Raw genomic sequence first — 12,571 nt, 5'->3', positions numbered from 1 at the left:
TTTATCTTTTGATCAAGTATGCAAACTCTTATTTCTACACCGTTTTCAAATGTATCCATGGTTTCTACTGTGTTAACAACTGTCATTCTGCTAACCAGTTCAATTGTTTTAGGTTCCGGAGTGGTTCTTTATGGGACGGCTATTTTTCCATCAGAAAATTTGTATCAAACAATTGAGACATATGATGAAACAGCTAATACATGTGATCTTGGAGACCGTGATAAAGAAATTAAAAATAAAATCTTCACAGCTAAAAAAGAATTTGAATTAAACAACAATTCTGTAAAGGCAAAAGAAATTTTGAATGATGTGAAACCTGTATTGCTTGAATGTGAATTAAAATATGAGCCTGTTTATTTTGGAATTTCTTTTGATTCTGCTCTTACAACAATTGGTGCAATTGTATTCATAGTAGGATCGTTGGTTGCAAGTGGTATTGCAATTCTAAAATACGTCAAAGGAAGTCCAAAAGATTAGTCTATTTTTATACTCCAAAATTTTTACATGCTGTATGATGCATTTTGAAATTCAAATGTTGGATGGAAATCATGTTGTAATTGAACAGCCACAATGGACTATCCAACAATTTCAAAAAATTGTTGTAGGCATGGTGACTCGATTAAAACTCACTAAAGACGGAAAAACAGAATATTATGGGGGAGAAATAATTGAACGTACACAAATTAATGAAACTGACGGGATTATCAAAATGATTGAAAGGTCAAATATCGATTTTAACAAACCTAGCAAATCGTAATTGCAATAATTGAATAAATGATATATTACACAATTCATATCTTGAATGTGCATGATTTAGCAAATATTGAAAATATTTTTAATTTAATTGGAATTGGATTGGAGATTATTGGTTTTGTGATACTTTTGTCTGGATTTCGAGAATGGTATGTTAAAAACAAAGGATTAGATACTGAAAAGGAGAAAAGAATAGAAAAAATATTTGTAAATATGGAAAAAATCAGAGCAAGTCAAGAAGAACTTAAGATAAATTCTATTCTAACAAAAGAATACATTGAAGGATTAAAAGATGAAAATCTGGCAATGATCCCCAAAATGAGATCCAAATATTTCAAAAAAATTGAATATGTTGGAATTCCTTTAGTCATTCTTGGATTATTTTTCCAAGCTCTCTCGATAATTCATCATGCATAAACAGAGAAATTACCAACACAAATCAAGCATTGTAATATCAGGTAAAATTAACTAGTAGGATTTTTCTATATTACTATGGTTAATCCCGAAGAAATTGCAAAGAAAACTGTGGGTATGCTAAAACTGGCCTTTGAAGATACGGAAAATCAACATAAACATTTTGAAAAATTACAAACATATCTTGAAGGATTGGGCGATCTTGCAACAAGTGATTTGGATAAAATTGGATTTCCTATGTTGAGAATGATTTTGGCACTAAGTCAATCTACAATTCATTTGAAACAACAACAAGATAATCAACTTCACGAAATGACAAAAAATGTAAACAGTGTTTTAGAGAAAGTTATACGACTGGAAAAAGAATTTGAGGCCATGAAAAAGGGCAAATAATAGACTATCTTCATCTAGCCTGTTGTTGAATAAATTTTTCTACGTATTATGATTCTGAATTGAATTTAATCTCTAAGTAGGCTTTTCTTGATCTATATTCTTGCGGTTAATTACCCAAAAAAATCAATTTTGAGCCTAAATTGGGCATAAAATCACTTTATCTTTTAATCATAGATCGAGTATTTTCTATTGATAGTATTGAAGGGTTTGTGTCATTCCTGTCATAGTTCTGGAGTTGAATTAGTTATTGAAAAAGGAGTGATTCTCTGCCATGATTGTGCAAACAAAAATAATGCAAAAAACTAAATCTGTAATATCTCGAGTTAAGAAAAATGAAATTATCTGTTTTCTCACATTGTGCAATTGATACTATTACAATAGGTGATTCTAATTATGAGCAAATTGGTGGTGCTGCATGTTATTGTGGGATTACTGCAAAGCAATTCAAATTTGATGTTGACTTGTATTCAAAATTTGGCCCTGATTTTCCTAAACAATATCTTTCTGAAAATAAGATTAATTTTGATAACTGTGAATCAGAGACAAAAACTACAAAATTTGCAATAAACATTACAGGTGCAGATCGTACACTAAAACTTGAAAATGAATGTGCTCCAATAGAATATGCAGGTAATGATGCTGACTGTCATCTTGTAAGTCCAATATATCATGAAGTATCTGATGATATTTTCAAACAAATCAAAAAGGATTCAAATTTCCTTTTTGTAGATCCTCAAGGATTTTTACGAACTATTGATTCTGAAAAAAATGTTTCACTTCAAAACAAAGACATTGATTTGACTGATGTTAATGCTATCAAAGTTAATCCTGAAGAAGCTGCTTGTATGGTAAACGGCTCACATGATGAAATGATGGTTGCATTACAAAAAAAGGGTGCTGAATATGTTCTTCTTACAAACAAAACAGATGTTTCATTGCTTGTAAAAGACAAAGTATATTCGATTACTCTTCCAAACAAAGAGATTCATGATACAACTGGCATCGGAGATATTTTCTGTTCAACTTTTTGTTGTACTATGTTAAAGGAAAAAGATTTCTTGTGGGCATTATGTTTTGCAGGAGGTGCTGCTCAGGCTGCTTTAGACTCTAAGAATGTAGGTTTGCAAAAAATTCCTAGAAAAAGTACCGTTCAAACTAATGCTTCTTACTTTTACAATCTTGTAAAATTTCGTGATTTATAGAGAGTATTCTTTTATTGTACTGAGAGTTTGTTTCAACTATGCAAATAGGAATCTATGGTTCAGGTACTGCAGATAACGCAGCAAAAACAATTAAAAAAATTCTTGATGAAAATGACATCAAATCATTTACAATTACTAAATCAAAGAGTAAACAAGCAGACTGTATCATTGTCTTGGGTGGAGATAAGGGTGTTAGAAATTATTTTCACAGAACATTTGATTCTACATCACCTGTTTTAGGAATTAATGAAGGAGAAGCCAGTGGCTTCTTGGCACAAATTGAATTAAGAGAATTCTCGTCTTTTGTTAATATTCTCAAAAAACAAAATTTCACTATAGAAGAAGTTCCTCGATTGGGAGTTAAAATTGATGGCAAGAATGTTTATCCTGTATTGAATGACGTTGCAGTTTTTTCATCAAAGAGTGCCATGTTGATGGAACATACTTTACGTGTTAATGGCGAAGAAGTTTGGCACGATAACAGTGATGGAGTTATTGTTTCTACTCCTATTGGTTCTTCTGCATACTCTATGTCTGCTGGTGGACCTGTACTCTTTCAAGATTCTGCAGTTTTTGAAATTATATCTGTAAACTCTCTAGATGTGACAAGACGTCCTATTATTGTCTCAAATGAGAGTTCTATTGAAATTGATGATATATCTGCTCGATTGCATTGTGAAGTAGTTCTTGATGGCTTGGATAGATACAAGGTAAACAAAACCGTTGAGTGTACCCAATTTTTACCTCCTGCAAAAATTATTCGATTAAAAAAAGACTCTACTGCAATCTCTGCATTAGCCAAAAAAGTTCATCTTGCTGAAGAATTACTTAGCATGCCTCCAAGCTCAAAACTTTTACTGAAAACTCTGGAATATGAGGGTGCATTAACACAAAAAGATCTTGCAAACAAAACTCTATTGCCTGACAGAACAGTAAGATTGGCTCTTAGCCATTTATTAAAAAAAGGATATGTCAAAAAGAAAGTGTCTATTCGTGATGCTCGACAAAAAATTTATGAAATTTCCAAACTAGAGTAACTATTCTGTTTTTGAAAAATTAGTAGTATGTGACTTGTCTTCTCTTGTTGCTTTGATTGATCTTTCCTTGATATTTTTCTTAAAACATTCTTCAGAGCAGCAATCTTTTACTCCTAAAGTGAACTCCTTCCCACACTCTTTGCATACTGTCATCTGATTACATTAGCTGTTTTTGTAAGCTATTTACGCTATTTTGAAATTTCCCAATCTTGGGATTTTACTCAGAGGCTGCTTTAACAAACGCAGCAAATGATTCTTCTGGAAATCCTGGTCTACTGTTGAATTCTGGATGGAATTGAACTCCCAAATAGAATTTGTGTTCTGGAATTTCTAACATCTCCATTCTTTTTCCATTGTCACTTTCTGCAGAAAATATCAAACCATTCTTTTCAAATTCTGGAATGAATTCTTTGTTGATTTCATATCTGTGTCTGTGACGTTTACTAATTGAATTTGAATTGTAGATTTTTTGTGCATTAGAGTTTTCTTTAATCTGTATGTCGTTAGCTCCCAACCTTAATGATCCGCCCATATCTGAAACATCTTTTTGTTCGGGTAGTAAATCTACAATTGGTGCTTTAGTGTCGGCATTAATTTCAGTAGAGTTTGCGTCTTCTAATTTTAAGACACTTCTTCCAAATGCTACAGCTGCTAGTTGAAATCCAAAACATATGCCAAGATAAGGTATGTTGTTTTCTCTGGCAAAATTAGCAGTTTGAATGATTCCTTCTGAGCCTCTTGTACCAAAACCTCCAGGAACAAGAATTCCATCATATTTTGAGAGAACACTATAATCAGAAATGGATTCTGAATCTATCCAATCAATATCAACTGACTTTCCAATTTGTGCTCCTGCGTGCTTTAAAGCATGATTTACACTGACATAACTATCAGCCAATGTCACATATTTTCCAACCATTGCAATCTTGACTTTTTGGTCTTCGTGGTTTACCATGTTTTCAGCAATTTTATTCCATTTGTCCCAATTTGCTGAGGCATTGACCATTCCTACTTTGTTGAATTTGGTAAATATCGCATCCATAATTCCCTGATCATATAGAATCTGTGGAACTTCGAAAATTGATTTTGCATCATGACATGAAAGAACATCCTTTGTAGTGACATTTGTGAACATGGCAATCTTCTTTTTTGTTTTTTCTTCTAAAGGTAAAGTACATCTAACTGCAAGAAAATCAGGTTGAATACCAATTCTTCGTAATTCTTGAACACTATGTTGTGTTGGTTTGGTTTTTTGTTCCCCTACAACATCAAGTGACGGTGCCAATGTAACATGAACAAAAATCACTCCTTCTGGTCCTTCTTCTACTCTCATCTGCCTCAATGCTTCTAAAAATGGAAGTGATTCAATATCTCCTACAGTTCCACCACACTCTACAATCAGAAAATCTAATTCTTCATTTTCTGCAATACTTCTGATTCTGTTTTTAATTTCATCTGTGACATGAGGAATTATTTGCACACATGCACCCAGGTATTCGCCCTTTCTTTCAGCATCAATAACTGAAGAATATACTTGTGCAGTTGTAATGTTGTGACTTTTAGCAATATTTTGATTCAGAAATCTTTCATAATTTCCAATATCCATATCACATTCGCCTCCGTCTTCAGTAACAAAGACTTCACCATGAGCAACTGGATTCATTGTTCCTGCATCATAATTTAGATACGGATCTATTTTGATACAAGAAACTTTTTGATCTGCTAATTGTAATAATTTTGCAATCGATGAAGTTGTAACACCCTTTCCAAGGCCAGACATAACACCGCCTGTGACAAAAATAAACTTCGTCTGCACATTAATGAAACGAATGTCTGGTTTTTGTATGTTTTGTCGATCATGAGATTGAAATAGAGGTGATGCTCAATTAGATTATGCGCTCATTTTTGTTGGGTCTGGCAATTTTATTCTCACTTGCATTTGTCTTTGATGGTGTTGCATTTGCTGAAAAGTATGAAATTATCATTCCTTCTGGTGCATCAGACCCTGGTGCTCCGTTCTTCTGGTCAGAAAAATCCACAGGTGTGACAACGGGAATAATTACTGTACATCCTGGTGACACTGTGGAATGGCATAATGCAGACACTGCATTTCATACTGTAACTACTGTAACTGAAGAAAGTTACAAATCTGGTGAGTTTGTTGAGGATGGAGTTATTGATAGTGGTTTCTTTACTGCTGGAAAATCATTCACTCAAAAATTTGATGAACTTGGGGATTTCTACTATTACTGTATTATTCATCCATACATGTTTGGAATCGTGCATGTTGTCGAGGATTCAGGTAGTGTTCAATCCATTGATGGTGTAGGTTCAGGTTATACTGAAGATGGGTTGGGTTTTGAAGTAAAGTACATTCTGGATACTAATCTTCAACGTGCCGTTCACATCAATCCTGATGAAAGTACTGTGACCTTTACTATTTCTGGAGATACTCTAAATGATCAAATCACTCTTGTCTTACCCTCAGAACTAATTGAAAACCCTAATGCAGTATGGGTTGATGGGACCATGACTGATTTTGAAACTGAAGAAACATCTTCAGGCTTGAAATTAATCATCCCAATTGAGCCACATGCAAAACAAATCAAAATCATGGGAACTCATGTGATCCCTGAATTTGGTTTTCTTGCAGTTGGAATTTTGAGTGTTGGCTTAATTTCAAGTGTATTTTTGATTCGTTCTAGACTCTCTATTTTCTAATACGATCTTTACAAATGTAAAATTATTTTGAAATTTTTTAACGTACTTTAGGAATCCTAAACATCATTTTTTTATTTTTCATATACTATACTTTATTGAGAACATCTAGAAATGGTGGTTATTGCGGAAATAGAGTTCCCCGTAATACAGTCTGTATACCCAACCACCTTTCTTAGACGGGTTGATTAGAGTATTGTTTCTTTTTTAAGTTGTTTTGTAAATGATGAAATTTTTGACTCTAATTGTTTTTCTGGGGTTTTTTCTATTAATTTCAAATATGCGCTACCAACAATCACTGCATCTGCCCCTGCTTTGATGTATTTTTTAACATCTTCTGGTGTTGAAACACCAAAACCAATCCCCACTGGAATTTTCCCTTTAGTTTGTTTTTTGACTTTTTTGATTGCATCTAACGTGTATTTTTTAATTCCAGTTTTTACTCCGGTTGTTCCAAACACCGCAACAAGATACAAAAATCCCGAAGATGCTTTTGCAATTTTATCTATTCTTGTTTTGTTGGTGTTTGGTGAGATTAAGAATATTGTATCGGCATAATTTTTTGTGGCTTTAAGATATTCTTTTGATTCTTCAATGGACATGTCAGGTAGAATGAATCCGTCAATACCAGCTTTTTTTGCATCAGTGATGAATTTTGAAAATCCTTTGTGATATAGAATATTGGTATATGTCATCAATACAAGCGGAATATCTGTCTCTTTTCTGATTTTTTTGACAATGTTGAAGAATTTACTAATTTTTGTGCCTTTTTCAAGTGAAATTGTGCTTGCATTTTGGATTACAGGACCATCTGCTAGAGGATCTGAAAATGGAAATCCTAATTCAATAATATCTACTCCTCCTTTAACCAATCCTCTTACAGTTGCAAGTGTTGATTTTTCATTTGGATATCCTGTCATGATATAGGAAATCAAAGCTTTTTGATTTCTTGCATTTAGCTCTGTAAATTTTTCTTTAATCCTTGACATTTTTATTCAAATAATTTTGCACTTCTTCGACGTCTTTATCTCCTCTTCCAGAAAGTGTAACAACGATTGATTCTGATTTTTTTCCTTTCTTTGCAACTTTGATAGCTTCTGCAATTGCATGTGCTGATTCTAATGCTGGAATGATTCCTTCTGTTCTAGTTAACATCAAAAATGCATCAATAACTTCCGTGTCTGTTGCTGCATGATATTTTACACGTTTTGTATCTTTAAAGTAAGAATGTTCAGGTCCTACACCTGGATAATCTAATCCTGCTGAAATACTATGTGTCTCAGTAATTTGACCTTCATCATCTTGTAACAAATATGTCATCATTCCATGAAGAACTCCTTTACTTCCTGCAGATAATGTTGCAGAATGTTTATTTGATTTTATTCCATGTCCAGCAGCTTCTACTCCGATGATTTCTGCATTAGTATCTACTAGTGGATAAAATGTTCCGATTGCATTTGAACCTCCTCCAACACAAGCAATAACATTATCTGGAGTTCTGTTAATTTTTTTCATTTGTGATTTTATTTCATTTCCAATAACACTTTGAAAATCTCTAACCATAACAGGATATGGATGAGGTCCAACAGCTGAACCTAGAAGATAGTATGTTGTTTCAACATTGGTAATCCAATCCCTTATTGCCTCGTTAATTGCATCTTTGAGGGTTTTTGAGCCTGATTTTACCGGATGTACTTGTGAACCAAGTAAATTCATTCTAAACACATTGAGTTTTTGACGAATGGTGTCTTTGTATCCCATGTATACTTCGGCCTTCATTCCAAGTGCAGCACATGCCATTGCTGTTGCTACTCCATGTTGTCCAGCTCCTGTTTCAGCAATGATTCTCTTCTTTTTCATTTTTTTTGCTAAAAGGGCCTGACCTAACGTATTGTTGATTTTATGTGCTCCTCCATGAAGCAAATCTTCTCTTTTTAGATAGATTCTTGCACCACCTAATTTTTCTGAGAGATTTTTTGCATAGTATAATGGAGTGGGTCTTCCAGCATAAACTTTGAGATAATAGTCTAATTCTTTTTTGAATTCTTTATTGTTTTTGAATTTCAAATAATTTTCTTCTAATTCCTCAACAGCTGGAACAAGTGTTTCTGGAATAAATTTTCCTCCAAATTCTCCAAATTTACCATTTTTAGGATATTTCAATATGCTTTCACCAATCTCCTTACTTGTTCTTCAATGTTGTCACTTTTCATAATGCTTGATCCTATCAAGAATGCTTTGGCACCACATTTTTTCAAATACTGTATGTCTTCTGGTGTTTCAATTCCACTTTCAGATAAGATTGGACGAGAACCATCAAAATTTTCAAGAACTTTTTCAGTAGTTTTAAGATCAATCTCCAAAGTATCCAAGTTCCTGTTATTGATTCCAATTAGATCTGCATTTGTTTCTAATGCATTTTTGAATTCATTTTCAGTATGAACTTCAAGTAATATCTTTAATCCTTTTTTGTGTCCATAGTCTATAAACTCGTCAATTTCATCTAGAAATCCATTATCAAATAATGATTGAATTAGCAACATGTAATCTGCACCTATTTTTTCAGCAGCATCAATTTGGATTTTATCAATCATGATGTCTTTCATTAATAGTGGAACATCAACTGCCCCTCTAACTTTGATAAAATATTCTGGTGATCCGTTGAACAAATGTGGTTGGGTTAGAATTGAGAGAGCTTTTGAGCCTCCAGAAATCATCTGTTTTGCTACGCTTGCCGGGTCGGAAATTGTCCTGATTTTCCCTAATGATGGTGATGAAAATTTGATTTCAGTTAACAGAGTTGGATGGGGATTTGAATTGATAATTTGAACAAAGTCTTTACTAGACTTTTCAAGATTAACATCTACATCATATGTTCCATCATCTATTGCTGTTTGAGAGTTGTTAACTAATTTTTTTAAAATATTTTCAGCCATTATGCAATCTCCTTTAATTTTGAAATGTCTCCTGTATCTTGAACAAAATTCTCTAACAATTTGAATGCTGCTCCACTATCAATTGTATTTAATGCCATTTCAACTGCTTCTTCAAAGTTTGTAGTCTTGTTAGATACAATCAATCCCCCTGCTGCATTTAATGCACATGTTTCAATCATTGCTTTATTTGCTGTGTTGTTTAATACTCCAACAAATGAACCAATTGCGTCTTCTTTTGTTTTAATTTGAATATCTTTGAGATTAGATTTGTGCAATCCAACTACTTCTGGTTCAATTGCGTTCATCAGGACTTTATCATCTCTTAGAATGCATACTCTATTAGTTGAACTAGTTGAAAATTCATCCATTCCATCATCAGAACGAACTGTCATGATATTTTCAGCTCCTTTTCTTTTTAGTATGGCAGGAAGCCTATCAAGATACTCAATTGAAAAAACTCCGACTAGTTGGTTTTTTACATTTGCAGGATTTGACAGTGGTCCTAAAAGATTGAATGCTGTTCTTTTTCCTAATTGCTTTCTTGCTGGTCCAACATGTTTCATAGCTGGATGGAATTTCTGTGCAAACATGAAGCAAATATTGTGTTTTTCTAGAGTTTCGGCAATTTTTACTGGTTCTTGATTTAAGTCATATCCAAAATATTCGAAAATATCTGCACTACCTGAAACCCCTGAACTAGAACGATTTCCATGTTTTGCAACTTTACCTCCTGCAGCAGCTACCACAAATGATGCTGTAGTTGAGATATTGAATGTCTGAAGTTTGTCTCCTCCTGTTCCACACATGTCAATGATGGTTCCGTCTGTTTTAGGCTCAATTTTTAGTGATAATTCCTGCATTTTATCAAGCATACCGAGTAACTCGTCATCTGTTTCTCCTTTTTCAGTAAGATTTGACAAAAACTCCATATTTTCTTCTAGGGTTGTATTTCCAGAAAGAATGTCTGTCATGGCATTGTTAATCTCATCGTATGTAAGATCTGTTTTATTTTGTAACTTTGAAATTATTTCTGCAATCATTTACTTTTCACCTGATTTACAAAATTCTCTAAAATCTTTTTTCCATCTTCAGTCATAATTGATTCTGGATGAAATTGAACTCCTTCAATTAGAAATTCTTTATGTCTTATTGCCATTATTTCTCCATCATCTGCTGCAGTTGCTGTAACTTCTAGAATGTCTGGGATTATTGTTTTGTCACCTACTAAGCTATGATATCTAGTTGCTCTAAATGGATTCTTTACATCTTTGAATAATTCAGAATTTTCATGGTTTACTGGGCTTGTTTTCCCATGTCTAACACATCCTGCATTTGTCACTTTACCTCCAAATGCATGAATGATACCTTGATGTCCTAAGCAAACTCCAAGAATTGGTGTTTCTTTTCCCATGTCTTTGATTACATCACTACAAACTCCAAAGTATTTTTTATCTTCAGGCGTTCCAGGACCTGGAGAAATTATAATTGCATCGTAATTTGATTTTTTGATTTCATCTAATGTAATTTTGTCATTTCGTATTACATCTGAATCCACATCAATTTCCCCCAAATATTGAGCGATATTGAAAACAAATGAATCGTAATTATCAATGATTAAAAATTTCAATTTGATGCCTCCTTTAATGCTTGAAGCATTGCCCCTGCTTTGTGTTCTGTTTCTTTGAATTCATTTTCTGCAATTGAATCTGAAACAATTCCTGCTCCTGATTGAACAAATCCCTTACCATCTTCAATGAAAATACTTCTTATGGCAATTGCAAAATCACAGCATCCATTGTATGAAAAATATCCAACGGCTCCAGCATATGGTCCTCTTGCTTCGTTTTCTAATTCATCAATTATTTCCATGGCTCTTACTTTTGGTGCGCCTGAAACAGTACCTGCAGGAAAAACTGCCTTAAAGGCATCAAACATGTCATTTTTTGAGGCTAAATTGCCTACTACGTGAGTAACAATATGCTGAACATGACTAAATCGCTTGATTTGCATTAAGGATTCAGGGTGGACTGTACCAAATTTGCATACTCTTCCAATATCATTTCTTCCTAAATCTACTAACATTGTATGCTCTGCTAACTCTTTTTCGTCATTAAGTAACTCTTCGGCAAATCTTTTGTTCTTCTCTTCATCATCAGTGATTTTTCTTGTTCCTGCAATTGGGAATGTTTCCACTTTATCATTTGTTATACGAACTAGCATTTCTGGAGATGCACCTATGATAGTTTTTTGGTTTTGTTTCAAATGATACATGTATGGTGAAGGATTTAGTTTTCTCAAAGTTTTGTATAATGTCAAATCGTCTCCTGATGATTCAAAAGCAAATTTTCTTGAGAGTACTACTTGGAATATATCTCCATCATGAATGTATTTTTTTGCCTTGTTTACCATTTCTGCAAATTCTTCATTATCTGAATTTGGGATGGCCTCTGTTGCTTTATAATCACTAAATTCATCTTCAGATATTTTGAATTGTTCAAATCGATTCTCATCATAATAAAAATAAAATAATTTTTTGTGTACATTATCATACAGTATTCCATCATCATATATTCCAAATTCCATTAGTGGTTGAATTGAAGAATTTGAATCAGGAATATTTTCTACTAATCTGATTGCATCATAATTAACAACTCCTACTGCTCCTCCAAGATATCGATAACTTTGATCACCTGATTTCTTTAACAATTTTTTAATTTCAGAGAATGGATCATCTGTTTGGATTGTTTCTGTTTTGTCTTTTGAAATGATTTCTATTCTATCTGAATACCCTTTGATGATTTTTTTAGGATCAAATCCCATCACTGATGTCTCAGCCAAAACTTCGGGACCAGTTAATGATTCAAAGAGAAAAGAGTGCTCATAATTTCTAGAAATTTTGTTATAAATTTGAAATTGGTTTTCAGTTAACTCTAGGGGTATTACATTCGGTTGAGAGTTTCCAAAGATGTCCACCCATAGACGAAATTAATTTGGTTTATTATTTAAACTGATTAGAATTACTCTGGAACTAATTTTTTGTCTGAATTTGTTGATATTTTATGCCTAGACAGGTTACCGTATAGTACGGTACCTTTATATCATATTTGATCTTATACAT

15 protein-coding genes are annotated in these 12,571 nt (G+C 33.2%); 7 read left to right on the top strand and 8 right to left on the bottom strand.

The features are described 5' to 3' along the window. Positions 1-18: 18 nt before the first annotated feature. The 6 genes from Q0941_RS01125 to Q0941_RS01100 all read left to right on the top strand — a co-directional run bounded on the left by Q0941_RS01125 (position 19) and on the right by Q0941_RS01100 (position 3,799). Positions 19-477 (top strand): hypothetical protein, encoded by a 459-nt coding sequence (locus Q0941_RS01125; protein WP_299290515.1) that lies wholly within the window; start codon positions 19-21, stop codon positions 475-477. A gap of 34 nt (positions 478-511) precedes the next feature. Then, entirely contained in the window at positions 512-757 is a 246-nt protein-coding gene (locus Q0941_RS01120) for a hypothetical protein (RefSeq protein ID WP_299290513.1), read from the top strand. Positions 758-804: 47 nt separating this feature from the next. Further along, entirely contained in the window at positions 805-1,170 is a 366-nt protein-coding gene (locus Q0941_RS01115; protein WP_299290511.1) for a hypothetical protein, read from the top strand. A gap of 75 nt (positions 1,171-1,245) precedes the next feature. Next, the gene (locus Q0941_RS01110; RefSeq protein ID WP_299290509.1) at positions 1,246-1,560 is read left to right on the top strand and encodes a hypothetical protein; all 315 of its coding nucleotides are present in this window, start codon (positions 1,246-1,248) and stop codon (positions 1,558-1,560) included. A 332-nt stretch (positions 1,561-1,892) separates the two neighbouring features. Continuing rightward, positions 1,893-2,762 (top strand): PfkB family carbohydrate kinase, encoded by an 870-nt coding sequence (locus Q0941_RS01105; protein ID WP_299290507.1) that lies wholly within the window; start codon positions 1,893-1,895, stop codon positions 2,760-2,762. 38 nt (positions 2,763-2,800) lie between these two features. Beyond that, a complete protein-coding gene (locus Q0941_RS01100; RefSeq protein ID WP_299290506.1) occupies positions 2,801-3,799 on the top strand; it encodes an NAD(+)/NADH kinase in 999 nt (332 codons plus the stop codon). Here the strand turns inward: Q0941_RS01100 and Q0941_RS01095 are convergent, their stop codons facing one another. Continuing rightward, the gene (locus Q0941_RS01095; protein ID WP_299290504.1) at positions 3,800-3,952 is read right to left on the bottom strand and encodes a hypothetical protein; all 153 of its coding nucleotides are present in this window, start codon (positions 3,950-3,952) and stop codon (positions 3,800-3,802) included. 64 nt (positions 3,953-4,016) lie between these two features. After that, on the bottom strand, positions 4,017-5,615 hold the full coding sequence (gene pyrG, locus Q0941_RS01090) for a glutamine hydrolyzing CTP synthase (RefSeq protein WP_299290502.1): 1,599 nt from the start codon (positions 5,613-5,615) through the stop codon (positions 4,017-4,019). 77 nt (positions 5,616-5,692) lie between these two features. Between pyrG and Q0941_RS01085 the strand changes: the two genes are divergently transcribed. Further along, complete coding sequence (locus Q0941_RS01085) at positions 5,693-6,520, top strand: plastocyanin/azurin family copper-binding protein (RefSeq protein WP_299290500.1); 828 nt, start codon at positions 5,693-5,695, stop codon at positions 6,518-6,520. Positions 6,521-6,705: 185 nt separating this feature from the next. On the opposite strand, the gene trpA is transcribed toward Q0941_RS01085, so the two are convergent. Genes trpA through Q0941_RS01055 form a run of 6 tightly spaced genes read right to left on the bottom strand, consistent with a single transcriptional unit; the run spans position 6,706 to position 12,426 of the window. Continuing rightward, positions 6,706-7,506, bottom strand: a complete 801-nt coding sequence (gene trpA, locus Q0941_RS01080) for a tryptophan synthase subunit alpha (RefSeq protein ID WP_299290498.1) — start codon at positions 7,504-7,506, stop codon at positions 6,706-6,708. Beyond that, entirely contained in the window at positions 7,493-8,680 is a 1,188-nt protein-coding gene (trpB, locus tag Q0941_RS01075) for a tryptophan synthase subunit beta (RefSeq protein ID WP_299290496.1), read from the bottom strand. Before trpB ends, trpA begins: the two co-directional genes overlap by 14 nt. Then, positions 8,677-9,453, bottom strand: a complete 777-nt coding sequence (locus Q0941_RS01070; protein WP_299290494.1) for an indole-3-glycerol-phosphate synthase — start codon at positions 9,451-9,453, stop codon at positions 8,677-8,679. Before Q0941_RS01070 ends, trpB begins: the two co-directional genes overlap by 4 nt. Next, the gene (gene trpD, locus Q0941_RS01065) at positions 9,453-10,493 is read right to left on the bottom strand and encodes an anthranilate phosphoribosyltransferase (RefSeq protein ID WP_299290492.1); all 1,041 of its coding nucleotides are present in this window, start codon (positions 10,491-10,493) and stop codon (positions 9,453-9,455) included. The genes Q0941_RS01070 and trpD overlap by 1 nt, the downstream gene beginning before the upstream one ends. Then, positions 10,490-11,080 (bottom strand): aminodeoxychorismate/anthranilate synthase component II, encoded by a 591-nt coding sequence (locus Q0941_RS01060; RefSeq protein ID WP_299290490.1) that lies wholly within the window; start codon positions 11,078-11,080, stop codon positions 10,490-10,492. Before Q0941_RS01060 ends, trpD begins: the two co-directional genes overlap by 4 nt. After that, positions 11,077-12,426: an anthranilate synthase component I family protein gene (locus tag Q0941_RS01055; protein WP_299290487.1), complete on the bottom strand. Its 1,350-nt coding sequence runs from the start codon at positions 12,424-12,426 to the stop codon at positions 11,077-11,079. The genes Q0941_RS01060 and Q0941_RS01055 overlap by 4 nt, the downstream gene beginning before the upstream one ends. Positions 12,427-12,571 lie beyond the last annotated feature (145 nt).

Source organism: Candidatus Nitrosopumilus sp. (assembly GCF_028278985.1).
Taxonomy (GTDB): Archaea; Thermoproteota; Nitrososphaeria; order Nitrososphaerales; family Nitrosopumilaceae; genus Nitrosopumilus.
The sequence above is the reverse complement of the archived record's forward strand: the minus strand, read 5'-3'. Positions and strand labels throughout refer to the sequence as shown.

Excerpts from the sequence above, each read along its gene's own strand:
- Q0941_RS01125 (WP_299290515.1), top strand. The coding sequence starts at position 19 with ATGCAAACTCTTATTTCTACACCGTTTTCAAATGTATCCATGGTTTCT.
- Q0941_RS01120 (WP_299290513.1), top strand. The coding sequence starts at position 512 with ATGATGCATTTTGAAATTCAAATGTTGGATGGAAATCATGTTGTAATT.
- Q0941_RS01110 (WP_299290509.1), top strand. The coding sequence starts at position 1,246 with ATGGTTAATCCCGAAGAAATTGCAAAGAAAACTGTGGGTATGCTAAAA.
- Q0941_RS01105 (WP_299290507.1), top strand. The coding sequence starts at position 1,893 with ATGAAATTATCTGTTTTCTCACATTGTGCAATTGATACTATTACAATA.
- Q0941_RS01100 (WP_299290506.1), top strand. The coding sequence starts at position 2,801 with ATGCAAATAGGAATCTATGGTTCAGGTACTGCAGATAACGCAGCAAAA.
- Q0941_RS01095 (WP_299290504.1), bottom strand. The coding sequence starts at position 3,952 with ATGACAGTATGCAAAGAGTGTGGGAAGGAGTTCACTTTAGGAGTAAAA.
- Q0941_RS01085 (WP_299290500.1), top strand. The coding sequence starts at position 5,693 with ATGCGCTCATTTTTGTTGGGTCTGGCAATTTTATTCTCACTTGCATTT.
- trpA (WP_299290498.1), bottom strand. The coding sequence starts at position 7,506 with ATGTCAAGGATTAAAGAAAAATTTACAGAGCTAAATGCAAGAAATCAA.
- Q0941_RS01070 (WP_299290494.1), bottom strand. The coding sequence starts at position 9,453 with ATGGCTGAAAATATTTTAAAAAAATTAGTTAACAACTCTCAAACAGCA.
- trpD (WP_299290492.1), bottom strand. The coding sequence starts at position 10,493 with ATGATTGCAGAAATAATTTCAAAGTTACAAAATAAAACAGATCTTACA.